This window comes from Streptomyces sp. NPDC046859 (assembly GCF_040645135.1).
Classification (GTDB): Bacteria; Actinomycetota; Actinomycetes; order Streptomycetales; family Streptomycetaceae; genus Streptomyces.
Genome location: NZ_JBEYXR010000023.1, coordinates 1 through 26,174, shown reverse-complemented (window position 1 = coordinate 26,174; position 26,174 = coordinate 1). Strand labels below are relative to the sequence as shown.

General features: G+C 70.0%; 24 protein-coding genes, 1 tRNA gene and 1 pseudogene. 1 reads left to right on the top strand and 25 read right to left on the bottom strand.

Annotation, left to right across the window (positions count from 1 at the left end; all coding sequences use genetic code 11):
• Positions 1-75 precede the first annotated feature (75 nt).
• The 19 genes from atpB to ABZ899_RS27875 form a co-directional block, all read right to left on the bottom strand.
• Positions 76-903 (bottom strand): F0F1 ATP synthase subunit A, encoded by an 828-nt coding sequence (gene atpB / locus ABZ899_RS27965; RefSeq protein ID WP_361351092.1) that lies wholly within the window; start codon positions 901-903, stop codon positions 76-78.
• A 225-nt stretch (positions 904-1,128) separates the two neighbouring features.
• A complete protein-coding gene (locus ABZ899_RS27960) occupies positions 1,129-1,575 on the bottom strand; it encodes a hypothetical protein (RefSeq protein WP_361351090.1) in 447 nt (148 codons plus the stop codon).
• Positions 1,576-1,962: 387 nt separating this feature from the next.
• Positions 1,963-2,442, bottom strand: coding sequence for a hypothetical protein (locus ABZ899_RS27955; protein WP_361351089.1), 480 nt, complete (start codon positions 2,440-2,442; stop codon positions 1,963-1,965).
• Positions 2,443-2,554: 112 nt separating this feature from the next.
• Entirely contained in the window at positions 2,555-3,868 is a 1,314-nt protein-coding gene (locus tag ABZ899_RS27950; RefSeq protein ID WP_361351087.1) for an MraY family glycosyltransferase, read from the bottom strand.
• 139 nt (positions 3,869-4,007) lie between these two features.
• A complete protein-coding gene (gene glyA / locus ABZ899_RS27945) occupies positions 4,008-5,246 on the bottom strand; it encodes a serine hydroxymethyltransferase (RefSeq protein ID WP_361351085.1) in 1,239 nt (412 codons plus the stop codon).
• A gap of 74 nt (positions 5,247-5,320) precedes the next feature.
• Entirely contained in the window at positions 5,321-5,983 is a 663-nt protein-coding gene (locus ABZ899_RS27940) for a protein-tyrosine-phosphatase (protein WP_361351083.1), read from the bottom strand.
• Positions 5,984-6,035: 52 nt separating this feature from the next.
• On the bottom strand, positions 6,036-6,683 hold the full coding sequence (locus tag ABZ899_RS27935; protein ID WP_361351081.1) for an L-threonylcarbamoyladenylate synthase: 648 nt from the start codon (positions 6,681-6,683) through the stop codon (positions 6,036-6,038).
• Between the two features lie 52 nt (positions 6,684-6,735).
• A complete protein-coding gene (prmC, locus tag ABZ899_RS27930) occupies positions 6,736-7,575 on the bottom strand; it encodes a peptide chain release factor N(5)-glutamine methyltransferase (RefSeq protein ID WP_361351079.1) in 840 nt (279 codons plus the stop codon).
• A gap of 89 nt (positions 7,576-7,664) precedes the next feature.
• Positions 7,665-8,741 (bottom strand): peptide chain release factor 1, encoded by a 1,077-nt coding sequence (prfA, locus tag ABZ899_RS27925; protein ID WP_361351077.1) that lies wholly within the window; start codon positions 8,739-8,741, stop codon positions 7,665-7,667.
• Positions 8,742-8,847: 106 nt separating this feature from the next.
• Positions 8,848-9,072, bottom strand: coding sequence for a 50S ribosomal protein L31 (gene rpmE / locus ABZ899_RS27920; RefSeq protein WP_166021190.1), 225 nt, complete (start codon positions 9,070-9,072; stop codon positions 8,848-8,850).
• Positions 9,073-9,196: 124 nt separating this feature from the next.
• Positions 9,197-10,336 (bottom strand): LCP family protein, encoded by a 1,140-nt coding sequence (locus tag ABZ899_RS27915; protein ID WP_361351075.1) that lies wholly within the window; start codon positions 10,334-10,336, stop codon positions 9,197-9,199.
• Positions 10,337-10,546: 210 nt separating this feature from the next.
• Positions 10,547-12,358, bottom strand: coding sequence for a trypsin-like serine protease (locus ABZ899_RS27910; RefSeq protein WP_361351073.1), 1,812 nt, complete (start codon positions 12,356-12,358; stop codon positions 10,547-10,549).
• A 120-nt stretch (positions 12,359-12,478) separates the two neighbouring features.
• The gene (gene rho, locus ABZ899_RS27905; RefSeq protein ID WP_361351071.1) at positions 12,479-14,500 is read right to left on the bottom strand and encodes a transcription termination factor Rho; all 2,022 of its coding nucleotides are present in this window, start codon (positions 14,498-14,500) and stop codon (positions 12,479-12,481) included.
• Between the two features lie 411 nt (positions 14,501-14,911).
• Positions 14,912-15,841, bottom strand: coding sequence for a homoserine kinase (thrB, locus tag ABZ899_RS27900; RefSeq protein ID WP_361351069.1), 930 nt, complete (start codon positions 15,839-15,841; stop codon positions 14,912-14,914).
• A gap of 332 nt (positions 15,842-16,173) precedes the next feature.
• On the bottom strand, positions 16,174-17,232 hold the full coding sequence (gene thrC / locus ABZ899_RS27895) for a threonine synthase (protein ID WP_361351067.1): 1,059 nt from the start codon (positions 17,230-17,232) through the stop codon (positions 16,174-16,176).
• Positions 17,233-17,238: 6 nt separating this feature from the next.
• Positions 17,239-18,531 (bottom strand): homoserine dehydrogenase, encoded by a 1,293-nt coding sequence (locus ABZ899_RS27890; RefSeq protein WP_361351065.1) that lies wholly within the window; start codon positions 18,529-18,531, stop codon positions 17,239-17,241.
• A gap of 186 nt (positions 18,532-18,717) precedes the next feature.
• Positions 18,718-20,109 (bottom strand): diaminopimelate decarboxylase, encoded by a 1,392-nt coding sequence (lysA, locus tag ABZ899_RS27885; RefSeq protein ID WP_361351064.1) that lies wholly within the window; start codon positions 20,107-20,109, stop codon positions 18,718-18,720.
• Between the two features lie 13 nt (positions 20,110-20,122).
• A complete protein-coding gene (gene nrtL, locus ABZ899_RS27880) occupies positions 20,123-21,349 on the bottom strand; it encodes an ArgS-related anticodon-binding protein NrtL (RefSeq protein WP_361351062.1) in 1,227 nt (408 codons plus the stop codon).
• A 117-nt stretch (positions 21,350-21,466) separates the two neighbouring features.
• Positions 21,467-21,997 carry a response regulator gene (locus ABZ899_RS27875; protein WP_361351060.1) on the bottom strand — a complete coding sequence of 177 codons (531 nt, stop codon included), beginning with the start codon at positions 21,995-21,997 and terminating at the stop codon, positions 21,467-21,469.
• Positions 21,998-22,056: 59 nt separating this feature from the next.
• Here ABZ899_RS27875 and ABZ899_RS27870 point away from each other — a divergent pair.
• A tRNA-Arg gene (locus tag ABZ899_RS27870) sits at positions 22,057-22,128 on the top strand.
• A gap of 228 nt (positions 22,129-22,356) precedes the next feature.
• On the opposite strand, the gene ABZ899_RS27865 is transcribed toward ABZ899_RS27870, so the two are convergent.
• From ABZ899_RS27865 to ABZ899_RS27840, 6 genes and pseudogenes are all read right to left on the bottom strand, one after another.
• The gene (locus ABZ899_RS27865) at positions 22,357-22,926 is read right to left on the bottom strand and encodes a hypothetical protein (protein ID WP_361351058.1); all 570 of its coding nucleotides are present in this window, start codon (positions 22,924-22,926) and stop codon (positions 22,357-22,359) included.
• Between the two features lie 198 nt (positions 22,927-23,124).
• Positions 23,125-24,579: a tyrosine-type recombinase/integrase gene (locus tag ABZ899_RS27860; RefSeq protein WP_361351056.1), complete on the bottom strand. Its 1,455-nt coding sequence runs from the start codon at positions 24,577-24,579 to the stop codon at positions 23,125-23,127.
• Positions 24,576-24,770, bottom strand: a complete 195-nt coding sequence (locus ABZ899_RS27855; RefSeq protein WP_361351054.1) for a helix-turn-helix domain-containing protein — start codon at positions 24,768-24,770, stop codon at positions 24,576-24,578. Before ABZ899_RS27855 ends, ABZ899_RS27860 begins: the two co-directional genes overlap by 4 nt.
• The gene (locus tag ABZ899_RS27850; RefSeq protein ID WP_361351218.1) at positions 24,767-25,924 is read right to left on the bottom strand and encodes an AAA family ATPase; all 1,158 of its coding nucleotides are present in this window, start codon (positions 25,922-25,924) and stop codon (positions 24,767-24,769) included. Before ABZ899_RS27850 ends, ABZ899_RS27855 begins: the two co-directional genes overlap by 4 nt.
• Positions 25,921-26,127 carry a hypothetical protein gene (locus ABZ899_RS27845; RefSeq protein WP_361351227.1) on the bottom strand — a complete coding sequence of 69 codons (207 nt, stop codon included), beginning with the start codon at positions 26,125-26,127 and terminating at the stop codon, positions 25,921-25,923. The genes ABZ899_RS27850 and ABZ899_RS27845 overlap by 4 nt, the downstream gene beginning before the upstream one ends.
• A pseudogene (locus ABZ899_RS27840) lies at positions 26,084-26,174 on the bottom strand (FAD-binding protein); the annotation flags it as partial. The pseudogene ABZ899_RS27840 and the gene ABZ899_RS27845, both read right to left, overlap by 44 nt.

Genomic DNA, 26,174 nt, shown 5'->3' with positions numbered 1-26,174 from the left:
GCCAGTTCTTCCTTTTCTTTACGGACCGGTGGGGGTTGGCCACCGGACGATCTGTGGTGGTGGGAGGGCGGTGGCTCAGTGGTGCTCGGCGAGAGCGCCCTGGATGTACGTGCAGGTCAGCAGCACGAACACGTACGCCTGAAGAGCCTGGATGAACAGCTCGAAGGCGGTCATCACGATGACCATCACGAACGAGACACCCGCGTAGGCGATGCCGATGCCGTTCAGCATGTACCAGCTGGCGATCGTGAAGAGCAGCAGCAGGGTGTGGCCCGCGAACATGTTCGCGAACAGTCGCACCGCGTGCGTGAACGGGCGGATCAGCAGGTTCGAGAAGAGCTCGATCAGCATGGCCAGCGGGAGGACCGCGCCGAGAGACTTGTCGTAACCGGTGACGTTCTTCCAGAAGCCGACGAAGCCCTGCCGCTTGAAGGTCAGCGCCACCCACGTGATGTACACGAGCAGGGCCAGGACCAGCGGATACGAGATGATCGAGGTGACCGGGAACTGGGCGATCGGGATGATCGACCAGAGGTTCATCATCCAGACGAAGAAGAAGAGCGAGACGACGAACGGTACGTACTTCTCGCCTTCCTTCTTGCCGATGGTCTCGTAGACGACACCGCGGCGGATGAAGTCGTAACCCGCCTCGGCAACCATCTGGAGCTTGCCGGGAACGACCTGCGGCCGGCGGAAGGCGGCCCAGAAGAAGCCGACGATGATCACCGAGCCGAGCAGCGCCAGCAACATCGTCTTGTTGAAGTACAGGTTGCTGTCTCCGTCGCCCCACAGGGGCTGGAACATGAACGAGTGCAGGCCCGGGGACACTTCGGCGAAGCCACACCCGTCGAACAGGTGGCAGTTGGTGTCGAAGGCGAGCACCTGCGTCGGGTCAGCACTCACCGCGGGCTCCTTCAGCGTGGCGCATAGGTACGGCAACCTCGTTGTGTCGGCGCGGCGCGAGGCCGCGGGTCGGCACGGGACTGGTGTTACGGATATGGGGGCGGCTGGGGGGCATCTCGCCTCGCGATTGAGCAGGCGTCAGCTCAGATGCCCGCGCCCGCGATGCCGCAGTTGGCACCGGACGATAGCAGGACTTCTCGAGCGCCTTTATCCCGCCCCTACCCCTCACGACGAATGCCCCGTCTTTTCGGACCTGCCGCCCTGGGAGGAGGCGTCCGAATCGGGTTCCACGTAGAGGATCTTGGCCTTCATGTGGGCCCGGGTCTGCGCGGCGATCCACACGAGTGTGGTCGCGAGCAGGGTGATCGCGAAGGCCCGCGGGTTGAACAGCGTCGTGTTCTTGAACGCGGCCATGAAGATGAAGAGCAGCAGGATCTGCGCGGCGTAGAGCATCAGCCCCATGGCCTGGAACAGGTGCGGAAGCGACTTGGCAGTGCGCTGCAGGATGTAGAGGCCGATCCCCATGAAGAGGATCACGACCAGCGTCGCGACGACGGCCCCGATCGCGCCCTTGCCGCCGGCGACCACACCGCTGACGACGGCGGCTACGGCGCCGGCGCCGGCTGTGGGCACAGCGGCCTGGAGCAGGGTGCGGGCGTCATTGGACGGCATGGCGGCAACTCCGCTTTCACGGTGGGGGCAGGGTGTCGTCATGGACGAGCGTAGTCCCGGATGGAGAGAGAACCTCACGCCGGTGAACCGTCGCACTGCGGTTCTACGGCTCTGTCCGGGGTTCTCGTGAACCGTATCACAAACTATTTGATGAGGTCTTTACCTGGGAGTGTGCCTACTGTCACACATGAGAGTGACGGTGCGCGTCTGTGCGGTTCGTGGGGTGGCTTGTCTGCTATTGGGATGCTTCGCTCCCCCATGACTTGGCAATGCTCTCGTCAGATTCTTACCTTCACCGACATCGCGTCCAGACCCGGCCGAAACGACGATGCGGGGTGCCCGGACCGCTCCGGGCACCCCGCGAAGAGCTACAGCAAGTTGAGCCGATCAGTCATGCACGGTGGCGCAGGCCAGTCCGTCGGTCCACTTCCAGCCCGTGCAGATCTTGGTGCCGTCGGGGTACCTCTTCGCGTACGAGTCCCAGTTGTGGTCCTCCGATCGACCCTGGCGAACGCTGTCGTTCTCCCAGTAGATCTTGGCGGGCTTGCCGGGCAGAGTGATCCTCAGCTTTGCGATCTTCCCTGACACCGTCTTGGGCGCAGGCGAGTAGTTCGCGACGATGCCCGTGACCTTCAGCCCTGATCCGTCCACGATGATGCAGTTGCTGCCGCCCCCAGTGCAGTTGTGGGCACTCGCCTGTGCGGGCGCAACCGCACCGAAGGCGATGCCGAGCACCGCTCCACCTATCGCACCAACGCGCCAAATACCGTGTTCCTTGCGCATGTCAACCCCGATTTCCTGCATGTTTGCCGACTTCAGCGTTGTCAGGCTGATGTCGGCGTGGTCAACATCGACCCTAGCGATCAAGGAGTGCACTGCGCAGTAATCACACAAGTGATCCATATCACCGAGGAGTTATGAAACGACTACAGCTGGTGACCGACCCCTCGGGGGCTCATCCCCGTTCGTAGGGGGGAACTCATACATCCCGTCGATGCAGGCGTGAGCGGGTCCCGAGCGCGGTCGCCCCGTTGGCGCCGGTCGCCGCCGCGGCGACCGGCGTGCGGAGGTCGGCGTCCTCGGTCGGGCCGGAGGGCTGCGCGGTCGCCGTCGACGCCGCGGTGACGGACCGGCTGCGGCGGTAGCGCGGCGGTACGAAGTGTTCCGCCCAGCGCGGGGTGCGTGGGGTGAAGCGTGGGAGGAGCAGGAGGACCAGGCCGATCGCGCTGAGGAAGACCACGCCGAGGACGATCCACATGGACGCCGAGTTGACCGAGTAGGCGAGCGCGCCGAAGGCGATCAGGGCCGACCAGAAGTACATGATCAGCACCGCGCGGCTGTGGGAGTGGCCGATCTCCAGCAGCCGGTGGTGCAGATGCCCGCGGTCGGCGGCGAACGGCGACTGGCCGCGCCAGGTGCGGCGCACGATCGCCAGGATCAGGTCGGCGGCCGGGATCGCGATGATGGTGAGCGGCATCAGCAGCGGGATGTACAGGGGCACCATCTGGTGCACCGCGCTGCGCTCGGACCCTCCGAACAGGTTGTCCGGGTCGACCTGGCCGGTGACCGAGATCGCGCCGGCCGCCAGGACCAGCCCGATCAGCATCGAGCCGGAGTCCCCCATGAAGATCCGCGCCGGGTGCATGTTGTGCGGCAGGAAGCCCAGGCACATGCCCATGAGGATGGCCGAGAAGAGCGTCGCGGGGGCGGCCGCCTCGATGCCGTACGAGTACCAGATGCGGTAGGCGTACATGAAGAACGCCGCCGCCGCGATGCACACCATGCCGGCCGCGAGGCCGTCGAGGCCGTCGACGAAGTTGACCGCGTTGATGGTGATGACGACCAGGGCGACCGTCAGCAGGGTGCCCTGCCACTGGGTCAGCGCGACCGTGCCGACCTTGGGGATGGGCAGCCACAGGATGGTCAGGCCCTGCATGACCATCACGCCCGCGGCGATCACCTGGCCGCCCAGCTTGATCAGGGCGTCGATCTCGAACTTGTCGTCCAGGACGCCGATCAGCCAGATCAGCGCCGCTCCGGAGAGCAGCGCCCGCGGTTCGTTGGACTTCTCGAAGACCGCGCTGAGGTTCGTGAGGTGGTCCGCCACCAGCAGGCCCGCGCACAGGCCGAAGAACATCGCGATCCCGCCGAGCCGCGGAGTGGGTTCCCGGTGCACGTCACGGGCCCGGATCTCCGGCATCGCCCCCGCCACGATCGCGAACTTCCGCACCGGCCCTGTCAGCAGATACGTCACCGCGGCCGTGACACAGAGCGTCAGCAGGTATTCACGCACTGGCTTCCCCACAAATCTCGCCGGCCATCTCAGCCCCACACCCTAGCGATGGACGCGTACGCGACGCATATGTGAGGGGACTCCCGGGTAACGACGATGGTTGCACGTGTGGCCGAGCGGCCGGTGCGGGTACCCCGCCTCACCGCGGATAGGGCGGGAATCCGGCGGTCAGCTCCCGGACCTCCTCACGGGCCCTGTGACGTTCGTCGTCCCCGCGCAGCACGCGCGCGATCAGCGTCGCCGTCCGCGTCATCTCCTGCTCGCCCATGCCCTGGGTGGTGACGGCCGCCGTGCCCAGCCGCAGGCCCCGGACGTCGCCGTGCGGCAGTGCGCAGCAGTCCAGCACCACCCCGGCCGCCGCGAGCCGGGCGCGGGCCGTGCGGCCGTCGACGCCGAGCGGGGAGGGGTCGGCGGTGATGAGGTGGGTGTCCGTCCCGCCCGTGGTGACGGCCAGCCCCTGCGCGGCCAGGCCGGCGGCGAGCGTGCGCGCGTTGGCGACCACCTGGTGCGCGTACACCGCGAACGCCGGGGTGGCGGCCTCCCCGAACGCCACGGCCTTGGCGGCGACGGTGTGCATCTGGGCGCCGCCCTGGGTGAACGGGAACACCGCGCGGTCGACGCGTTCGGCGAGGTCGGCCCCGCACAGGAGCATGCCGCCGCGCGGGCCGCGCAGCACCTTGTGCGTCGTGGCGCACACGATGTCGGCGAACGGCACCGGGCTGGGCGCCGCTCGCCCGGCCACCAGCCCGATGGGGTGGGCGGCGTCGGCGATGAGGTACGCCCCGACCTCGTCGGCGACCTCGCGGAAGAAGGCGTGGTCGATGTGGCGGGGGTAGGCGATCGAGCCGCACACGATCGCCTTGGGCCGGTGGGTGCGGGCGAGCGTGCGCACCTGGACGTGGTCCATGAGCCCGGTCTCCGCGTCGACGCCGTAGGGGACGAAGTCGAACCAGCGGCCGGAGAAGTTGGCGGGCGAGCCGTGCGTGAGATGCCCGCCGTAGGGCAGGCCGAGGGCGAGGACGGTGTCGCCGGGCCGCAGCAGGGCCGCGTAGGCGGCGAGCACGGCGGAGGACCCGGAGTGGGGCTGCACGTTGGCGTGCTCGGCGCCGAAGAGCGCCTTGGCGCGCTCCACGGCGAGCCGCTCGGCCGCGTCGGCCATCTCGCACCCGCCGTGGTAGCGGTTGCCCGGATACCCCTCCGCGTACTTGTTGGCCAGGGACGAGCCGAGGGCCGCCAGGACGGCCGGGGACGTGAAGTTCTCCGCGGCGATCAGCTGGAGCGTCGTGGACTGCCGGTCGAGCTCGCCGTGCAGGATGTCGGCGAGCTGGGGGTCCTGCCGCCGCAGGACATCGGCCTCGATGGTGTGGGTGACCGACATGGTGGGCTCCGGACGTGCGTCGACGGTGACGTGAGTCCAATGTAGGCCCGGTGCGCCAGGGGCGCCCTGCGGTGTTACGCCCTCGCGGGCACCCCCGTCAACGCCGTCACCACCGGATCCAGCGCCTCGTGTATCTCCTCGCCCACCGAACGGAAGAACGTCAGCGGCGCCCCGTACGGGTCGTACACCTCGTCCGCCTCCGCCGTCGGCGCCAGAAGCCACCCGCGTAGAGCCGCCGCGGCACGCACCAGCGCACGCGCCCGCCGCACCACACCCTCCTCCAGCGGAGGCAGCGTCGCCGGGTCTATGGCGCGGACCAGGCGGGTGAACTCCTTCAGCGTGAAGGTGCGCAGGCCCGCCGAGTGGCCCATGGAGATGACCTGGGCGCGGTGGTCGCGGGTCGCCGTCAGGACCAGGTCGGCCATGATGACGTGCTCGTCGAGGAGCTCCCGGCCGGTGAAGCCCTGGGCGTCCGCGCCGAAGTCGGCGAGGACCGTCTCGGCGTTGGCCTCCATGGGCGCGCCCTCGTGCCCCCAGGTGCCGGCGCTCTCCACGATGAGGGAGCGGCCCAGCACACCGAGCCGCTGCTGCACGAGATGACGGGTCAGCCGCTCGGTGATGGGTGAGCGGCACACGTTGCCGGTGCTGACGTGGAGGATGCGGAAGCTGTCGCGCGGGAGACCCACGAAGGTCGTCGTGATCTCCGTCGCGCTCTCCCCGTTGCCTATGCCACGCATGGGGGTCCCCCCTGCTCGAGCGCAGCCGAGAGCTCGGGGGATTCAGGGGCTGTCAATTGGCCACCTCGAGGTCGGGTACGACCTTGCGCAGCTCCTCCGCCGAGATGGCGCCCTCGCGGAGCAGGAGCGGCACCGCGCGGGTGACGTCGACGATGGAGGAGGGCACGTTGCCCGGGGTCGGGCCGCCGTCCAGGTAGACGGAGACCGAGTCGCTGAGCATCTCCTGCGCGGCGTCGCAGTCCTCCGGCGCCGGGTGCCCGGTGAGGTTCGCCGAGGACACCGCCATCGGGCCGACCTCGGTCAGCAGCTCGATGGCGACCGGGTGCAGCGGCATGCGCACGGCGACCGTGCCACGGGTGTCCCCGAGGTCCCACTGGAGGGACGGCTGGTGGCGGGCGACGAGGGTCAGCGCGCCCGGCCAGAACGCGTCGACCAGCTCCCAGGCCTGCTCGGAGAAGTCGGTGACGAGTCCGTGGAGCGTGTTCGGGGAGCCGATCAGGACGGGGGTCGGCATGGTCCGGCCGCGCCCCTTGGCCTCCAGGAGGTCGCCGACGGCCTCCTTGGTGAAGGCGTCGGCGCCGATGCCGTACACCGTGTCGGTCGGGAGGACCACGAGCTCGCCTCGGCGGACGGCGGACGCGGCCTCACGCAGACCCGTCGTACGGTCGGTCGCGTCGTTGGTGTCGTATCGCCGTGCCATGTCTAGCAGGCCTCCTCGTACACGTGCTTCCGGACAAGGGCTCGGGGCGCGGTCACGGCAGCGCCTTGCGGGCGGTCGCGAACCGGGGGCGGTTGTTCAGGTCGGGGTGGTCGGCGGCGTCGGCCCAGCCCCGCTCCTCGGTGAAGATCCACGGCACCTGGCCGCCCTGGGTGTCGGCGTGCTCGATGACGACGACGCCGCCGGGGCGCAGCAGGCGGTGCGCGGTGCGCTCCAGGCCCCGGATCAGGTCCAGGCCGTCCTCGCCGGAGAACAGGGCGAGCTCGGGGTCGTAGTCCCGGGCCTCGGGGGCGACGTACTCCCATTCGGTGAGCGGGATGTACGGCGGGTTGGAGATGACCAGGTCCACCTGGCCGTCGAGGTCGCGGAAGGCGTCCAGGGCGTCGCCCTGGCGCAGCTCGACCCTGGACCCCTCGACGTTCTTGCGGGTCCAGCGCAGGGCGTCCTCGGACAGCTCCACGGCGTGCACGCGGGAGCGGGGCACCTCCTGGGCGAGGGCGAGCGCGATGGCGCCGGAGCCGGTGCACAGGTCGACGATGCAGGGCTCGACGACGTCCATCGCGCGGACCGCGTCTATGGCCCAGCCGACGACCGACTCGGTCTCGGGCCGGGGCACGAACACCCCGGGCCCGACGTGGAGCTCGAGGTAGCGGAAGTAGGCCCGTCCGGTGATGTGCTGGAGCGGCTCACGCTGCTCGCGCCGGGCGATGACCTCCCAGTAGCGGGCGTCGAAGTCGGCGTCCTTCACGGAGTGCAGCTCGCCCCGCTTCACGCCGTGCACGAACGCGGCGAGCTCCTCCGCGTCGTTGCGCGGCGAGGGCACGCCGGCGTCGGCCAGCCGCTGGGTGGCCTGGGCCACCTCCGCGAGCAGCACGCTGCGGGGGCTCGAGGGTCGCCCCCCAAAAGATTGCTGCACGCAAGTCCTCCGTGTCGTACTCGTCCGTGCCTGGGTCCCTGGCGTCCTTACGCGGCTGCCAGCTTGGCCGCCGAGTCCGCGTCGACGCAGGCCTGGATCACGGCGTCGAGGTCGCCGTCCAGGACCTGGTCCAGGTTGTAGGCCTTGAACCCCACCCGGTGGTCCGAGATGCGGTTCTCCGGGTAGTTGTAGGTGCGGATCTTCTCGGAGCGGTCGACGGTGCGGACCTGGCTGCGGCGCGCGTCGGCGGCCTCCTTCTCGGCCTCCTCCTGCGCCGCGGCGAGCAGCCTGGAGCGCAGGATACGCATCGCCTGCTCCTTGTTCTGCAGCTGGCTCTTCTCGTTCTGGCAGGAGGCGACGACTCCGGTCGGCAGGTGCGTGATGCGCACCGCGGAGTCGGTGGTGTTGACCGACTGGCCGCCCGGGCCGGACGACCGGTAGACGTCGATGCGCAGATCGTTCGGGTTGATCTCGACGTCGATCTCCTCGGCCTCGGGCGTGACCAGCACACCCGCCGCGGAGGTGTGGATACGGCCCTGGGACTCGGTCGCCGGCACGCGCTGCACGCGGTGCACACCGCCCTCGTACTTCAGCCGGGCCCAGACGCCCTGGCCGGGCTCGGTGGCGCCCTGGCCGCCCTTGGTCTTCACCGCGACCTGGACGTCCTTGTAGCCGCCGAGCTCGGACTCGGTGGCGTCGATGATCTCGGTCTTCCAGCCGACGCGCTCGGCGTAGCGCAGGTACATGCGCAGCAGGTCGCCCGCGAAGAGCGCGGACTCGTCGCCGCCGGCGCCCGCCTTGATCTCCAGGATGACGTCCTTGTCGTCGCTCGGGTCGCGCGGGACGAGCAGCAGGCGGAGCTTCTCGGTGAGCTCCTCGCGCCGCTGCTCCAGCTCCTTGACCTCGGCGGCGAACTCCGGGTCGTCCGCGGCGAGTTCGCGGGCCGTCCCGATGTCGTCGCCCGTCCGCCGCCAGGACAGGTACGTGGCGACGATCGGGGTGAGCTCGGCGTAGCGCTTGTTCAGCTTGCGCGCGTTCGCCTGGTCGGAGTGGACCGAGGGGTCGGCGAGCCTCGTCTCCAGGTCGGCGTGCTCAGCGACCAGTTCCTCGACGGCCTCGAACATCTTGGGGCTCCTGAAATGCGTACGGAAGGGAAGGGCGGGCGACCAAAAACGCCGGTCCCGGCGCGCCTGGTGGGGGCGCGGCCGTGGACCGGCGAATCGGTGCTCGCTACTTCTTGGAGCCGGCGGCAGCCTTGCCGAAGCGGGCCTCGAAGCGGGCCACACGGCCACCGGTGTCGAGGATCTTCTGCTTGCCCGTGTAGAACGGGTGGCACTCGGAGCAGACCTCGGCGCGGATGGCGCCGCTGGAGATCGTGCTGCGGGTGGTGAACGACGCGCCACAGGTGCAGCTGACCTGCGTCTCGACGTACTCGGGGTGGATGTCGCGCTTCAAGGTGTCTCCTAGAGTTCCGGGAGGGCTCCGGGTCGCCGCCGCGGGATGCGGGAGCGTGAACCGGGGCCGACGTACCAGTCTGCCAGGACTGGGGCCATCCCCCAAAACCGGGGGTCTCCGTGATCTATTCCCCGGACCTCACGACGCCGCCGGCGTCGCCGGTCGCGGTGCCGTCGGTGGCCGCCTTCGGGATCGGCCGGTCGTGCTTCAGGGCCGTGAACACCTGCTTCGCCTTGGCCTCGGCGACGATCACCCGGTTCGGGTCGGCCGGGTCGTAGCGGACGGGCAGCGTGACCATGGTCATGTGCTTCGAACTGATGCCCTTGAGGCCGTTCGCGAAGGACATGAGCCGGTTGACGGAGCCCAGGTCGGAGTCGGTCGTCACGGTGTTGGTGGCGGCGTCGGCCAGGTCGAGCAGCCGCTTGGGGTTGCCGAACAGGTCGGTGCTCCTGGCCTGCTGGATCAGGGCCTTCACGAACGCCTGCTGGAGCTGGATGCGGCCGAGGTCGGAGCCGTCGCCCACGCCGTGCCGGGTGCGGACGAGACCGAGGGCCTGCTCCCCGTCGAGCCGGTGCGTGCCGGCGGTCAGCTTCAGATGGCTGTCGGGGTCGTCGATGGCCTTGGTCGTGGTGACCTCGACGCCGCCGAGTTCGTCGATCAGCTTCTGGAACCCGGAGAAGTCGACCTCCAGGTAGTGGTCCATGCGGACGCCGGTCAGGGACTCCACCGTCTTCACCGCGCAGGGCGCGCCGGCTGTGCTGTACGCGGAGTTGAACATGACGCCGGAGGCCGCCGGATACACCTTGCCGTCGGTGTCGGTGCAACGGGGCCGGTCGATGATCGTGTCGCGCGGGACGGAGACCACGCCGGCCTTCGTGTGGCCCTTGTAGATGTGCAGGACCATCGCCGTGTCCGAGCGGGCGGTGCCGTCGTCGGCGCCGCCGCCGAGCTTCTTGTTGCCGCCGGAGCGGGAGTCGGAGCCGAGGACGAGGATGTTCTCGGAGCCGTTGTCGGTCTTCCGCGGCCGGTCGGTGCCGAGGGCCTGGTCGATGTCGACGCTCTTCAGGTTGCCGTTGAGCTTGAAGTACAGGTACCCGGCGCCGGTGCCGCCCAGGACGGCGATCCCCACGGCCGTCCAGGCCGCGATCAGCAGCCCCTTGCGTCTCTGGCGGGGCTTGCGGCGGCGTCCCTTGCCGCGGTGGTGGGGCGTCTGGGAGCCGGGTCCGCCCGGTATGCCGGGCTCCGGCGTGCTCTCGGCTGACACTGCGCTCCTCGTTGCTCGTCCGGTCGTCTCCCCCTTGCGGTCAGGGCTGCGCCTGGTACATATGCACGCTTACCGCACTATCGTCACCCCGTCGGGTCAGACGGGGAAACCCGGACGAGGGTTGCACAGACGACTGTGCCCACCGCCGGAGCGACGGTGGGCACGGGGTGCTGCCGGTGAGGCGGGCGGGACCCGCTCTCACCTGGGACGTCAGCCGAAGATGTCGTACTGCTTGAAGTCGGTCCCGACCGAGATCCTTGTGGCGAAGATCTCGCTGGTGGCCTTGCCGGTGCCCTTGTACAGGTAGAGCGTGCCGGCGGACGTACGGGCGAGGAAGTCGGCCTTGCCGTCCCCGCTGATGTCGCCGACGGCGTCGAAGGCGTTGTAGGTCCAGTTGCTGCGCACCTTGATCCGGGACGAGAACGCCTCGGAGCCGGTCTTGCCGGTGCCCTTGTACAGGTACAGGTCGCCGGTGCTCGCCTGCCGGGCGAGCAGGTCGGCCTTGCCGTCACCGGTGAAGTCGCCGTGGCCGCGCACGGAGTTGTACTGGTTCCAGCCGGTGCGGACCGAGAAGCGGGAGCCGAAGGTGCCGTCGCCCTTGCCCGGGTAGACGTACAGCGTCCCGCCGGAGTCGACCGAGATCAGGTCGGGCAGGTAGTCGCCGGTGACGTCACCGGGGGTGATGATGCGGGTGCGGGTCTTCCAGTTGTCCGCGATCTTCGAGGTGGACCAGCTCTGGCTGGACGCCACGTAGTGCGACCAGAAGACGTCGCCGTCGCTGCTGCGGCGGTACACCAGGTCCTGGTAGCCGTCCCGGTCGAAGTCGGTCTGCAGGACGACGTTCACGCCGTCCCAGTTGCCCCAGGACTCGCGGGCCGCGAAGGAGCTGCCCTGGGAGTCCTTCGAGTAGCCGGTCCTGGTGGAGGAGTTGCGCACCCACAGGTCGGCCTTGTGGTCACCGCTGATGTTGGTGTCCTCGACCCGCGGGTAGGCGGCGCCCACGTAGGTGCTGACCTTCGAGAAGACGCTGTAGGCGCCCTTGGCGACGCAGTCCTCCACGCCCCAGGAGACGACGCCGACGATGCGGCCGTTCACCACGAGCGGCCCACCGGAGTCGCCGTTGCAGGCGGAGACGGTGCCGCTGTCGCTGCCGGTGGCCGGCTTGCCCGCGCAGACCATGTGGCCCTTGACGAAGTCCGTGCCGAAGTAGCCGGCGCAGGTGCTGTCGGACTGCACGGGCAGCGTGGCCGACTTCAGCGACTGCGAGATGTCGTCGCTGGTGGAGCTGGTGCGGCCCCAGCCGTAGACCTTGGCGCTGGTGCCGGAGGCGTACGAGGCGGTGTCGCCCGACGTCGTCATGCGGATCGGCGTCGCCTTCACCTTGCTGCCCAGCGTGATGACGGCGATGTCGTTGTCGATCCTCGTCGCGCTGTACGACGGGTGGTACCACTGCCGGTACGGCAGCGAGACGGTGCCCCCGTGCAGGTCGCTGCCGCCGGAGCCGTCGGAGGTGGGCAGCTGGTTGGTGCCGGTGACGACGGCGCCGTAGTTGTACCAGTCGTAGCCCTTGACGCAGTGCGCGGCGGTGAGGATCTTCGTCGGCGCGACGACGGCTCCGCCGCAGAAGAAGCCGAGGTCGTCGTCCTCGGAGGCGGTGCCCCGGTCGTCGTAGTACCAGAGCTGCGCCATCCAGGGCGCCGTGGTGATGCTGGTCGTGGTGCCGCCGATCACCATGGGGCTGGCGGTGGAGTCGTCGCTGCGCGCGGCGTACGACGACTTCTTCGCCGCCTCGCCCGCGGTGTCGTCGCCGGCGAGCGCGCCGGTCACCCGGCGCTCCAGCTCGGCCGACGGCACCGATGCAGTGGCGGGCTTCACGGTGGGCTGCGGCGCGGCGGTGGCGGCTCCCGCGGTGGACGTGAGCAGCACGGCGGCGACGGCCGCGGCGACACCGGCGGCGGCGACGGGCAGCCCGAAGCGTATCCGGCGTCTGTGACGACCGCTGCCGGATTGGGTGGTGGTCAAGAAGGTCCCCCAGGACACAAGAGTAGGAAGGGTGCCTGTGGCACCCTTCCCTATCAGCGCCAAAAGGCCGCCCCGCGTCACTCGCGTGACGTGGGGCGGCCTTTTTCGGACGCGTACGGCTCAGTCGCCGTTGCCGGGGGTCGGCGTCGTCTTCTGGATCTGCATCAGGAACTCGCCGTTCGACTTGGTCTGCTTCATCTTGTCGAGGAGCAGCTCGATGGCCTGCTGCTGGTCCAGCGCGTGCAGGACGCGGCGCAGCTTCCAGACGACCGCCAGCTCCTCGTTGCCGAGCAGGATCTCTTCCTTGCGGGTGCCGGACGCGTCGACGTCCACCGCGGGGAAGATGCGCTTGTCGGCGAGCTTCCGGTCGAGCTTGAGCTCCATGTTGCCGGTGCCCTTGAACTCCTCGAAGATCACCTCGTCCATGCGGGACCCGGTGTCCACCAGGGCGGTGGCGAGGATGGTCAGCGAGCCGCCGTCCTCGATGTTGCGGGCCGCACCGAAGAAGCGCTTCGGCGGGTACAGGGCGGTCGAGTCGACACCACCGGACAGGATGCGGCCGGAGGCCGGGGCGGCGAGGTTGTACGCACGGCCCAGACGCGTGATCGAGTCGAGCAGCACGACGACGTCGTGACCCAGCTCCACCAGGCGCTTGGCGCGCTCGATGGCGAGCTCGGCGACCGTGGTGTGGTCCTCGGCCGGCCGGTCGAAGGTCGAGGAGATGACCTCGCCCTTCACCGACCGCTGCATGTCGGTGACCTCTTCCGGACGCTCGTCGACGAGGACGACCATCAGGTGGCACTCGGGGTTGTTGTGCGTGATCGCGTTGGCGATCGCCTGCATGATCATGGTCTTGCCGGTCTTCGGCGGGGCCACGATCAGGCCGCGCTGGCCCTTACCGATCGGCGACACGAGGTCGATGATGCGGGTGGTCAGCACGCCCGGATCGGTCTCCAGACGGAGCCGGTCCTGCGGGTACAGCGGGGTCAGCTTGTTGAACTCCGGGCGGCCGCGGCCGTGTTCGGGCGCCATGCCGTTGACGGAGTCCAGGCGGACCAGCGCGTTGAACTTCTCGCGGCGCTCGCCCTCCTTGGGCTGACGGACCGCACCGGTGATGTGGTCGCCCTTGCGCAGGCCGTTCTTGCGGACCTGGGCGAGGGAGACGTACACGTCGTTCGGGCCCGGCAGGTAGCCGGAGGTGCGGATGAACGCGTAGTTGTCGAGGATGTCCAGGATGCCCGCGACGGGGATCAGGACGTCGTCCTCGGTGAGCTGCGGCTCCTGCACGTCGTCGCGGCCACGACGGCCACGGCGGTCGCGGTAGCGGCCTCGACGGCCACGCCGGCCGCCCTCGAAGTCGTCGTCGTCCTGCGGGCCGTTGTCACGCTGGCGGTCCTGGCGGCCGCCGCCCTGCTGCTGGCCCTGCTGACGGTCCTGACGGTCCTGACGGCCGCCGCCCTGCTGGTCGTCGCCCTTGCGGCGGTCCCCGCGGTCACGGCCGCGGTCGCGGTCACGGCGGTCACGGCGGCGGCCCTCGCCGCCCTCACCGGCGTCGCCCTTGGCGTCGTTGCCCTGCTGGCCCTGCGACTGCGCCTGCGTCTCGGCCTTCGGCTCGGCGGCGACCGTCTCGGGCGCGCCGGCCTCGGCGGTCGCACGACGGCGGCGGCGCTCGCCCGGCGCGTCGTCTCCCCCGCGCTCACCGTCCGCGGCACGCTCGCCCGCGTTCCCGTGGGACGGGCCGCCGGCCGGCTGGCCGGGGATCTCGATCTGCTGCTGGGCCACCGCCTGCTCGGCGGGGGCCTCCGCCTTGGCCTTGTTGTCGGTGTCCTCGCCGGTGCGCGCCTTGGAGGTGGCACGGCGCTTGGGCTTGGTCTCGGTGGCGGCGTCGGCCTTCGAAGCCGCGCCTCCCCCCGCCTGCGCCTCCTTGATGACCTCGATCAGCTGGCTCTTGCGCATCCGCGCGGTGCCCCTGATGCCGAGGCCGGAGGCGACCTGCTGCAGCTCGGCCAGCACCATGCCCTCGAGGCCGGTACCGCGGCGCCGCCGGGAGCCGGCACCGCTGGCAGGCGCGGAGGCGTCCGTGGCGGGCGCGGCAGCGGTCTCCTCGACACGTGCGCCCATCAGATCGGTGGTGTCGCTCACGAAGGGTCCTTCCCTGGAGCGGACGTCGGCCTGTCTGGCTCGGCGACCGGTTGTGCTGTCCGGCGTCGGTCCTTGGTGTGTGGACCGTGCCGGGGCGGTGGTCCGCCAAAGGCGGCGGAGGAATATCTGGAGATGGCGGTTCCCTGAGCCGTGGCACTGAGTGTCGGTGTCACGGGGCTCGGTCGCGCCGGTTCCGGAGCGTGCCCGGCGAGTCGCTCAGCGCTCGTATACGACGTACTGCCCGCGTACGTCGTACGGAACACAGTGCGGCTTGGGAGGCTCCCGGAAGAATGTCTGTCCCGGACGGGGACAACAAGCACCTCGCCATGGTGGGGTCGGGTGCAGACTTGAGGTTAACACTACCGGATCCAACAAACATTCCCCCTCTCGAAATCCGGCAACCGCACGCTTTTAGATGTCACCGGACGGCGCGAGCGGCAGTACGCACGCGCCTTGAGCGTCGAGGTCGAGCCGGTTCGCGGCCCATCCCTCGCCTGCCAGATGGGCGACCTTGTCGGCACTGGCCTCGTCGGCCAGCGCCAGCACGGTCGGGCCGGCGCCGGAGATCACCGCGGGCACTCCGTCGGCCCGCAGCCGCTCCACCAGCGCCGCGCTCTCCGGCATGGCGGGCGCGCGGTACTCCTGGTGGAGGCGGTCCTCGGTGGCGGGCAGCAGCAGCTCGGGGCGCCTGGTCAGGGCCTCGACGAGCAGGGCGGCACGGCCCGCGTTGGCGGCGGCGTCGACATGCGGCACGGTGCGCGGGAGCAGTCCGCGCGCGGTCTCGGTGAGGACCGGCTTCCCGGGGACGAAAACCACCGGAACGATGGAATCGGCCGGATCCATCCTGATGGCGCGGGCGGCGCCGGCCTCCATCCAGGAAAGGGTGAACCCGCCGAGCAGACAGGCCGCGACGTTGTCGGGGTGGCCCTCGATCTCGGTGGCGAGCTCCAGCAGCGCCTCGTCGTCGAGCCTGGTCTCGCCGCCTATGGTCACCGCCCGGGCGGCGACGATGCCGGCGCAGATGGCGGCGGAGGAGGAGCCGAGGCCGCGGCCGTGCGGGATGCGGTTCGCGCAGACGATCTCGAGGCCGCGCGGCTGGCCGCCCAGCAGGTCGAAGGCGGTGCGCAGGGACCGTACGAGCAGGTGCTTCTCGTCGCGGGGCAGTGTCTCGCTGCCCTCACCCGCGATGTCGATGTGCAGCCCGGAGTCGGCCACCCGGACGACGACGTCGTCGTAGAGCCCCAGCGACAGGCCGAGGGCGTCGAAGCCCGGGCCGAGGTTGGCGCTGGTGGCGGGGACGCGCACCCGGACGGCGGCGGCGCGGAACGCTGGACCGGCCATCGCTCGATGACTCTCCTTGAGCTGCGTGATTGTCGAAGACACTTCGATGCCGTACGAGAACCCGGGGGCCGCGTCCGGGCCGCGGAGACGGCGCGGCACCGCGCCCCAGCGGAGGCATATGCGGCGGGCGGGTTCAGTACAGCCTATCGAAGACAGGTTCTGTGGCGATATAGGGCGCACAGGAGGCGCACGATGCGTGTCGTATGCCCCCTGTGCACCCCCCGGTCAGGGACTTCCCCAGGTGGGCGCCCTCTACCGCGCGGTGCGGACCCCTGCGACGGGGCGTGGCGCCACTGCTCCCGCGGTGGCGCCCCACGCCCGTCCGGCGGCGCTCACGCCAGTCCGAGCCGCTCCGCCGCGGTGGCCGCGTCGACCGGGACGGTGACCGGCTGCGGGGCGCCGGCGACGGCCCAGTCCGGGTCCTTCAGGCCGTTGCCGGTGACCGTGCAGACGATCCTCTGCCCCGGGTCGACCTTGCCCTGCTCTGCCGCCTTCAGCAGACCGGCGACCGACGCGGCGGACGCGGGCTCCACGAAGACACCCTCCTGCGCGGCCAACAGCCGGTAGGCGCGCAGGATCTCACGGTCCGTCACCTCGTCGATGAAGCCGCCCGACTCGTCGCGCGCGTCGAGGGCGTACTGCCAGGAGGCCGGGTTGCCGATGCGGATGGCGGTGGCGATCGTCGAGGGGTCCTTGACGACCTCGCCGCGCACGATCGGCGCGGAGCCGGACGCCTGGAAACCCCACATGCGCGGGGTCCGCTTGGAGACGCCATCGGCGGCGTACTCCCTGTACCCCTTCCAGTACGCGGTGATGTTGCCCGCGTTGCCCACCGGCAGGACGTGGATGTCGGGGGCGTCGCCCAGCATGTCCACGATCTCGAAGGCGGCCGTCTTCTGCCCCTCGATCCGCACCGGGTTGACCGAATTCACCAGCGAGACCGGGTAGTTGTCGCTGAGGTCGCGGGCGAGCGTGAGGCAGTCGTCGAAGTTGCCGTCGACCTGGAGGATCTTCGCGCCGTGCACGAGCGCCTGGCCCATCTTGCCGAGCGCGATCTTGCCCTGCGGCACGAGCACGGCGGACACCATGCCGGCGCGCACCGCGTAGGCGGCGGCCGAGGCGGAGGTGTTGCCGGTGGAGGCGCAGATGACCGCCTTGGCCCCCTCCTCCTTGGCCCGCGTGATGGCCATGGTCATGCCGCGGTCCTTGAAGGACCCCGTCGGGTTCGCGCCCTCCACCTTGAGGTGGACCTCGCAGCCCGTGCGCTCGGAGAGCACCTGCGCGGGCACGAGGGGCGTGCCGCCCTCACGGAGCGTCACGACCGGCGTGGTGTCGGAGACGGGCAGCCGGTCCCGGTACTCCTCGATGATTCCGCGCCACTGGTGGGTCATTGCTGGTTACTCTCCTTCAACCCGCATGATGCTGGCGACACCCCGCACGGTGTCGAGCTTGCGCAACGCCTCGACGGTCCCGACGAGGGCCGCGTCGGACGCACGGTGGGTGACGACGACGAGGGACGCCTCGCCGTCCTTGCCCTGCTGGCGAACCGTATCGATGGACACGCCGTGCTCGGCGAACACGGTCGCGACCTGGGCGAGAACGCCCGGTTTGTCCGCCACGTCAAGGCTGATGTGGTACCGCGTGACGACCTCGCCCATCCCGGAGACGGGAAGGCCGGCGTACGCGGACTCGCCGGGACCGGTCGCGCCGTTGAGCCGGTTGCGGCAGACGGCGACGAGGTCGCCGAGCACGGCGGACGCGGTCGGGGAGCCGCCCGCGCCGGGGCCGTAGAACATCAGCTGTCCGCTGGCGTCGGACTCCACGAAGACGGCGTTGTAGGCGCCGCGCACGGAGGCCAGCGGATGGGTCAGCGGGATCATGGCGGGGTGCACGCGCGCGGTGACGGACCCGCCGTCCGCGGCCCGCTCGCAGATGGCGAGCAGTTTGATGGTGCAGCCCATCTCCTTGGCGGAGGCGAAGTCGGCCGCGGTCACCTCGGTCATGCCCTCGCGGTAGACGTCGTCGAGACGCACGCGTGTGTGGAAGGCGATGCCGGCGAGGATGGCGGCCTTGGCGGCGGCGTCGAACCCTTCGACGTCGGCGGTGGGGTCGGCCTCGGCGTACCCGAGCGCGGTGGCCTCGTCGAGGGCCTCCTGATAGCCGGCCCCCGTGCTGTCCATCTTGTCGAGGATGAAGTTGGTGGTGCCGTTGACGATCCCGAGCACCCGGTTGACCTTGTCGCCGGCGAGGGACTCGCGCAGCGGGCGGATCAGCGGGATGGCGCCGGCGACGGCGGCCTCGTAGTAGAGGTCCTTGCCGTGCTTCTCGGCGGCGGCGTGCAGGGCCGCGCCGTCCTGGGCGAGGAGCGCCTTGTTGGCGGAGACGACGGAGGCGCCGTGCTCGAAGGCGGTGGTGATGAGCGTCCGGGCGGGCTCGATGCCCCCGATGACCTCCACGACGACGTCGATGTCGCCGCGTTTGACGAGGGCGGTGGCGTCGGTGGTGACGAGCGCGGAGTCGATGCCCTCACGGACCTTGGCGGGACGCCGTACGGCCACGCCCGCGAGCTCCACCGGGGCGCCGATGCGGGCGGCGAGGTCGTCGGCGTGCGTCGTCATGATGCGCGCCACCTCTGAGCCGACCACTCCACAGCCCAGCAGCGCCACCTTCAGCGGACGCGTACGCATCATCCGACCTCGTTTCCTCATACCGTCTACGGTTGCACCAGTCTCACTCACCGGACGGAAGTTTCTGCCCTTCGTCCGGATCGTGAGACATCTATTTCATTTGTACCGGGGTGGGTGACAGGAGATCTTCCAGCCCGGGGGCGCTGCTGTTCCTATTGCTGTCGGCGTTGCCGTGGCCGGGGCCGTGGGTCAGCCCACGTCGAGACGCAGGAGGTCCTCCTCCGTCTCCCGCCGGACGATCTCCCGCGATCCGCCGTCGTGCACGGCGACGACCGGCGGCCGCAGCACGTGGTTGTAGTTGCTGGCCATGGAACGGCAGTAGGCGCCCGTCGCGGGGACGGCGATGAGGTCACCCGGTGCCAGGTCGGCCGGCAGGAACGCGTCCTTCACCACGATGTCGCCGCTCTCGCAGTGCTTGCCGACGACGCGCGCCAGCATCGGCGCGGCGTCGCTGGTGCGGGAGACCAGGGCGACGCTGTACTCGGCGTCGTACAGCGCGGTGCGGATGTTGTCCGACATGCCGCCGTCGACGGAGACGTACGTCCGCAGCCCCTCGAGGGGCTTGACGGTCCCCACCTCGTAGAGCGTGAAGGCGGTCGGCCCGACGATGGCCCGCCCGGGCTCGACGGAGATGCGCGGGGTGCGCAGCCTGGCGGCCTCGCACTCGCGGGTGACGATCTCGGTGAGCGCCTTGGCGATCTCGTGCGGCTCGCGGGGGTCGTCGTCGCTGGTGTACGCGATGCCGAGCCCGCCGCCGAGGTCGATCTCGGGCAGCTCGACACCGTGCTCGTCCCGGATGTCCTTGAGCAGCCCGACGACCCGGTGCGCCGCGACCTCGAACCCGGACATGTCGAAGATCTGCGACCCGATGTGGGAGTGGATCCCGATGAGCTCCAGCCCGTCGAGCTGCAACGCCCGCCGCACCGCCTCCGCGGCCTGCCCGCCGGCCAGCGGGATGCCGAACTTCTGGTCCTCGTGCGCGGTGGCGATGAACTCGTGCGTGTGCGCCTCCACGCCGACGGTGATCCGGATCTGCACCCGCTGGCGCCGGCCCAGCTCCTGCGCGATGTGGGCGACCCGGACGATCTCCTGGAAGGAGTCGAGGACGATGCGCCCGACGCCGGCCTCGACGGCCCGGCGGATCTCCTGCGCGGACTTGTTGTTGCCGTGGAAGGCGATGCGGTCGGCGGGCATCCCGGCGGACAGCGCGGTGGCGAGCTCGCCGCCGGAGCACACGTCGAGGTTGAGCCCCTCCTCGTGCAGCCACCGCACGACGGCACGGGAGAGGAACGCCTTGCCCGCGTAGAAGACGTCGGCGTCCTGGCCGAAGGCCTCGCGCCAGGCGCGGGCCCGGGCCCGGAAGTCGGCCTCGTCGAGGACGTAGGCCGGGGTGCCGTGCTGTTCGGCGAGGGTGTTCACGTCGACACCGCCCACGGTGACGACGCCGTCGGCGCCCCGGGCGACGGTCCGGGCCCACACCTTGGGGTCGAGGGCGTTGAGGTCCGCGGGCGGGGCCGAGTAGTGGCCCTCGGGGAGGACGTCGGCGTGACGGGGCCCGGCGGGGTGTGCGGAACGGCTCATCAGGCGTGCTCTTTCAAAGATGGTCGGGTGCGTCGATACCGAGCAGGGACAGGCCACCGGCCAGCACCGCCCCGGCGGCTTCGGCGAGCGCGAGCCGGGCACGGTGGGTGGCCGAGGGTTTCTCCGCCCCGCGCGGCAGCACCGCGGGCAGCAGGGGCAGCACGGCATCGGCGACGGTGACGAGGTGCCGGGCAAGACGATCGGGAGCGCGGTGGGCGGCGGCCTGGGCCAGGACGCGGGGGTGGTCGGCCAGGGGGTGGAGGAGGGGGTGGACACCAGGTGGGGTGTCGACGCCTGTTGCGGTGGGAGCGACATCAGCCGACCCGACCACACCGGGCTCGGCGCGGAACCGCGCGTCGGGGGCGTCAGGGGTGGGGACGCCTGCGGGAGTGGGAGCGCCGTCAACCGACCCGACCACACCGGGCTCGGCACGGAATCCCAGGTCGGCGGCGTTACGGCTGGCGGCCCGGATGCGGGCGTGCGCGTAACGGACGCGGAAGAGGGGGTTGCCCTCACGCTGGACGAGGTGCTCGTCGGAGATACGGGGCCGGTCATGGGCGGCCGGGTGAAGCAGCGCCCACCGGCCGGCATCACGACCGAGGTGGAGGGGGGAGGCCGGGGCAGGGACGGGCTGGATGGTCAGGGGCGGGGGCGGAGGCAGGGAGGAGGACGCCTCACCAGGTGCCCCCTCATCCACACCGACCCGCACGCCGAGGAGGGACACCCACTCGCCGTCGGGCACGCCCCCCTGACACCTGGCGCGTACGACCGCCCCCTGGGACCGCAACAACCGAGCGACGACATCCATGACGACGACGGCACGGACCTCGCACGGGGCCCGCAGCTCGACGACCTCACCGCCGGCCTGCCGCTCCACGACCTCAGCGCCGGGTTCGCCGACGAATCCGTACCGGGGGCCGCGCCGCAGAATCTCGGCGACGAGATCAGCGCCGACCGCGTCCCCGAGGGTGATGTTGAGGAACCCGGGCCCGGTGACGACGACGTCCCGCACACCGCCACGGCCGACGAGCCGGGCGCGCAGGATCTCGGCCACCTGGAGCGGCGGCCGCCCGGCCGGCCGGGCGAGCTGGAGGGCGATGGTGGTGGCGTAGTCGCCACAGCCACCGGGCCCGGGAGCGGTGACCTTGACCCGCTCCGGCACGGCGACGGCCAGCACCCCGTCATCGACAGCACGACGCACCGCGCCCAGCACGGTACGGGAGAGCTCGACGGGGGTCACGGGTCAAGCGTATGGGAGGAGGGGGGTAGGGATGCGAGTGGGTTTGGGCGGGGTGGGGGTGTGATCCGGCACCTCACGGAAGGTCTCCGCTCCCACCCGGAAGGGCGGGCTCCAGCCCTAGACCCGGACCCCGGCTCCCAGTCCCCCACCGACGTGCCGCTCCCCCTCCAGCAACCGCCGCACCACATTCACCAGTTCGCCGGGCTCGAAGGGCTTGGGCAGGAAGGCGTCGACGCCGACGTCCAACCCGCTCTCGATCTCGTACTGCGTACACGCACTGATGATCGCGAGGGGAACGTCACGGGTACGGCTGTCGCCGCGGAGATGCGCGGCGGTGCGCAGCCCGTCGAGGCGGGGCATGACGACGTCGAGGGTGATCACGTCGGGCCGCACCTGATGGACCACTTCAAGACACTCGGCACCATCGGCCGCGGTCACGACCTCGATGCCCTCCAGCTCGAGATTGACCCTGATCAACTGCCGGATGACCTTGTTGTCGTCCACAACAAGCACCCGGCCGGACGCGCCTGGCACAACTCGAGAGTAGGTCCGGACCGGCCACCGCGTCCGGCTTTTCCCCACTTCCACCCCCCGCGGGGGACCCACCCCAGCTCGCACGGGGTGCCACACACGGGGAAACCCGTTCATGAACACCCCACCGGAGCTGGTAGTGTTCTACCCGTCGCCGCGAGCAACGCGACCGACACGCCCCCGTAGCTCAGGGGATAGAGCAACGGCCTCCGGAGCCGTGTGCGCAGGTTCGAATCCTGCCGGGGGCACTCGCCCACAGCCAGCCTGAATCAAGCGCTGAGCTGGGCGGATGCCTAAACGAGAGAGCGGGAGTCAGTCTCACTGACTCCCGCTCTTTCTCGTTCTCTCTCACTGTTCACGCACTATCTGCGATACGCGTGACACGCGCGCTCTGCCGCGTGACACGGGCACGCTGCGAGTCCCACCCAGCCCTCAGTACTGCCGTCCCGTAACGTCCGGCCGCTGACGGGTGTGCTCTAGAACCGCTCCTCCCAAACAGTGACATCAACCTGCGCTACTCCGGCACGCACAGATACCACCTTCACCAACGCCGCACGCCCTTCCTCGGTGATCAGGCATGCAGATTTTCCGGTCGGAGTGACGAGTCCTGTTTGAGCCTGGGTCCGGGCCAGCGTCCAGCAAGTCTTGCTTGACGGTTCCTCCCCCTGCGGCACAAGGGCACTCTCTCCCTCATAGAATTCGATGCCGTCCCCAGTGTCGGTAACCTGCGCAACGAGGTCGGTGATGCCAATGGTCGGCGCTGGAGGCACCTGATCTAGAGCGAAGCGGTCCTGCTCCACTAGCAGGCGTCCCTTCCATCTCACCGCATCCGCTTTGGATGGCGAAGCATTTGATCCCGGTGAAGAAGAAGGTGTCGAACCGGACGGATGGCCTGGCGGCGTCATCGTCACCGTAGCGGTCACCGTTTGGGTCGGCATTGCCCCGGCAGGCGACCTCACGCCCGCTGCGGGCAGAGCGAGAAATCCGAAGAGCGCCCCGACAACACCCGCGAGCGCCCCGATGATGGCGGCGGTGCTCTGAAGCATCGAACCAGGCGGACGCCCGCCTCCTCCAGTGGTCGTCGGCGGGCCAGAGGGCGGAGGTGGAGGAATTGTCACGTTCGGTCTCCCAGAATCACAGCAGCGTCTGGGAGGCTGTTCTACCAGCAGGATTCAGGCCTGTCGGGGGCAAATTCTTAGCCGGTGCTGAACTGTTGCACATCCGACAGTCGTATCGAACTGATATTACCCGCCCGTATCACCCTCTTCCTCTAGCGCCTTTGCGATCTTCGCGTTGGCCGCTTCTTCGTGACCGTCGATGCAGCCGTGATAGCGGCGGTGGATCACCTCGGGAGAGTTGCCGACCCGCCGGGCTACCTCAGCGATCGGAACCCCAGCATTCAGCCACCGCGTGATGCAGGCGTGCCGTAGGTCGTAGGGGCGCCCGGCGAGCGGCGATTCGACGCGGTCCGGTGGGAGGGCGAACAGTCGCGCTTCCTCCCACACGCGCCAGTACGTGGAGGAGCCGACGACTCCTCCACGCTCGTTCCCGAACACGCGCTCCTCCTTGGCGGTCCCGAACTCCTTCAGGTGGTCCCGGAGAATGACGACCAGGACGGGCGGGATGGGGACCGGGCGGTCGGTATCGGACTCGCGAGCTTTCAAGCCCCGGCGGTCGTGCCGTTCTCCGGAGTCGGTCCACTGCTTGCCCGAGACGGGACGCGTCTCTCGCAGCGTCAGCGTGCCCCAGCCCTTCTCCGATAGGTGACAGTCCGAGAGCCTCAGCCCGACCGCCTCAGCGGGCCGGAGTCCCGCGTAGTACAGGACCGCGTAGAACGCCACCAGGCGCCGCCCGCGGTTGCGGTCCCATGAGCCGACGTAAGAGACGGCGGTTAGCAACTGGCGCCCCTGTACTGCGTTCACGAGCACGCGGCGGTCCACCACTCCACCGGAGCCCACGCGTTTCCCGCGGGCTCGTTGGAGCGGGTTCTCGGAGAGTTCCTTGGCAGCGAGTGCGTGTTCGAGGGCCGTGTTCAAGGCGCGGCGCCGCCGTCTGTGCGTCTCGCCTGCCGCCGGGGTGCCGTCCAGTCGGTAGCTGAGGCGGTACACCACGTCCTCGAACACCTCGACGTCCGCCAGCTCGGCAACCGGCCGGTCCTGCGTCGTGAGCCACTCGTACGCGGCTTTCAGCTCGGCCGGCGGTTCCTTCCCCGCGTTCGCCGGGACGATCCCCCACCGGAAAGCCAGCCGCAGATCCTTGTCGTCAGGAGCGTCGTCCCCATGCTTCACCATGGCCAACGCCACAGCCGCGAGCCCGTCCGCCATACCCTCACGCGTCTTCGCGGCGCTCATGCGCCACCGCCCGGCGACGTACTTCCGGCAGAACTCGAACCACCGCAACGACGGCTCGGCCTCAGCCGCCGTTGCCGCCGCGCGGACTTCGGACTCAGGCTGTCCGCTCGCGATCTCGAACGCTTCGCCTCGGCGCATGGCCTGCCGGAGCTCCGAGCGTCGGCTCTCGGCGAGTGCCGACGTAGCGAACGTCGCGCTGCTCACCTTCCCGCCTACGACCCAGCGGAGTTGGTACGGACGTGCCTTCCGGTCTACCTTCGTGACCTTCCACAGCCGGACGTCGAGAGAGTATCCCGGTCGCGCCTCGCCGTGCGGGCGTCGAGCCGGGATGCCTTCATTCGCGCTCACGCAGCATCCTCCCGCTCCGTAAGCCAGCGCTCGTACTCCGACCGCCGGATCCGCACGTCCCCGTTCGGGAGCTTGATCGCACGGGGTCCCTTTCCGAGCTGGCGCCACCGGTAGAAGGTGGACGGAGCGACCTTCAGATCAGCGATGACCTCCTTGACGGTCATCTTCTCGTCGACAGTGCGGGCGCTCATTCCGCTTCCCCTTCGGTTTCGTCCGGGTCGGACAGGCCGGACAGCTCCAATTCCGACTGTCCGGGGTGTCCGTGCTGGTCAGACGGGACAACCGGACAGCCGGACAGTGCGAACGCCTCTGAGGCACCCTGCGTCCGGGTGTCGGTGTCCGGGTAGTACCGGCCGCCGGGGTCCTTGGCGAGCTGTCCGGCGTCGGCCATGCGGTTGCAGGTGCGGCGGATCGTGTCCAGGTCGACGTGCGGCAGCTCGCCCGCCATGTCCTTCGGCCTGGCGCCGGGGTGGGCGCGGACGTAGCGCAGGATCGTGGCGCGGGTGTCGCTGACGGTGTGGTCGGTGACCGGGCCGTCCAGCAGGTGCCAGGCGCCGGAGGCGGGCTGGAAGCTGAGGGCGTACTCGGCTTCGTCCACGTCGCGGCCGGTGACGTGGAGGATGCCGTCCGCCTGCCCTCGGGCCCGCTTCAGTACGAGCGTGGCGTCAGCGGCTCCGGCGATGCCGTTGGTGCCGGAGACTTCGGTGAGGAAGTCCTCGGAGCCTGCTTTGCGGACGTGGTGGACCAGGACGACGGCCACGCCGTAGTGGTCCGCGAGGCGCTTGGCGTATCCGACGGCCACGTAGTCCGCGTCGTATGCCGAGACGCCGGCCGGGGACTGGCCGCGCATCTTGGCGAACACGTCGATGACGACCATGCGCGCGTCGGGGTTGCGCTCCAGCCACTGAGCGATGGCCTCGGTTCCGCCCTGGGGGAAGGGCGGGCACTCGGTGACCAGCGTCAGGCCGGCGGGGGCTGGCTGACCCCCAAGTAGCTTGCCCATGCGGGTCTGGAGACGGCGCGGAGTGTCTTCCAGGGCGAGGTAGAGCACCGGGCCTCCCTCGACGGGCACGGAGTCGAAAGCCTTGCTCCCGGCCGCGACCGACAGGCCCAGCCCGAGGGAGAGCCAGGACTTGCCGACCTTGGGCGGTCCGGCGAGCACGCTGACGCCCTCGGCGAGGATGCCGGGCACGGCCCACTTCGGCTCGGGGAAGTGCGCGGCCATGAGCTGATCGGCCGTCCATGCGGTCCGTGGGCGCTCCCGCTTCAGCGGCGCCGTGGGGGCCGTCTCGGGGTCGCTGGGCACGGAGTACAGGTGCAGGGGCGGGATGGCGTTGGCGCTCATGCCGCGACCGTCCTCGGGCGCCGTGCACCGGCCCGGAGACCGGAGGCGATGGTGCGCCGTGCCTCGCGCTCGCCCTGGCCGACCTGAAGCGCGGCCGTCAGCAGCCAGCCGGTGACGTCGCCCTCGGACAGCTCGCCGCCGGCGGCGAGCTGTCCGAGGGTACAGACCGGGGACGACGGTGGTGTTGTCCGCCAGGACCTCACCCTCGACGTTGGTCGGGATGCCGCCCATGGCGTAGTGCGCGGTCGGC

Excerpts from the sequence above, each read along its gene's own strand:
- ABZ899_RS27890 (WP_361351065.1), bottom strand. The coding sequence starts at position 18,531 with ATGATGCGTACGCGTCCGCTGAAGGTGGCGCTGCTGGGCTGTGGAGTG.
- ABZ899_RS27960 (WP_361351090.1), bottom strand. The coding sequence starts at position 1,575 with ATGCCGTCCAATGACGCCCGCACCCTGCTCCAGGCCGCTGTGCCCACA.
- thrB (WP_361351069.1), bottom strand. The coding sequence starts at position 15,841 with ATGGCCGGTCCAGCGTTCCGCGCCGCCGCCGTCCGGGTGCGCGTCCCC.
- ABZ899_RS27865 (WP_361351058.1), bottom strand. The coding sequence starts at position 22,926 with ATGCTTCAGAGCACCGCCGCCATCATCGGGGCGCTCGCGGGTGTTGTC.
- prfA (WP_361351077.1), bottom strand. The coding sequence starts at position 8,741 with ATGTTCGAGGCCGTCGAGGAACTGGTCGCTGAGCACGCCGACCTGGAG.
- ABZ899_RS27850 (WP_361351218.1), bottom strand. The coding sequence starts at position 25,924 with ATGAGCGCCAACGCCATCCCGCCCCTGCACCTGTACTCCGTGCCCAGC.
- glyA (WP_361351085.1), bottom strand. The coding sequence starts at position 5,246 with ATGTCGGTCACCCACACCATCGAGGCCGATGTCCTGCGGCGGCAGGAC.
- thrC (WP_361351067.1), bottom strand. The coding sequence starts at position 17,232 with ATGACCCACCAGTGGCGCGGAATCATCGAGGAGTACCGGGACCGGCTG.
- ABZ899_RS27940 (WP_361351083.1), bottom strand. The coding sequence starts at position 5,983 with ATGCGTGGCATAGGCAACGGGGAGAGCGCGACGGAGATCACGACGACC.
- lysA (WP_361351064.1), bottom strand. The coding sequence starts at position 20,109 with ATGAGCCGTTCCGCACACCCCGCCGGGCCCCGTCACGCCGACGTCCTC.
- ABZ899_RS27855 (WP_361351054.1), bottom strand. The coding sequence starts at position 24,770 with ATGAGCGCCCGCACTGTCGACGAGAAGATGACCGTCAAGGAGGTCATC.
- ABZ899_RS27875 (WP_361351060.1), bottom strand. The coding sequence starts at position 21,997 with ATGAACGGGTTTCCCCGTGTGTGGCACCCCGTGCGAGCTGGGGTGGGT.
- ABZ899_RS27935 (WP_361351081.1), bottom strand. The coding sequence starts at position 6,683 with ATGGCACGGCGATACGACACCAACGACGCGACCGACCGTACGACGGGT.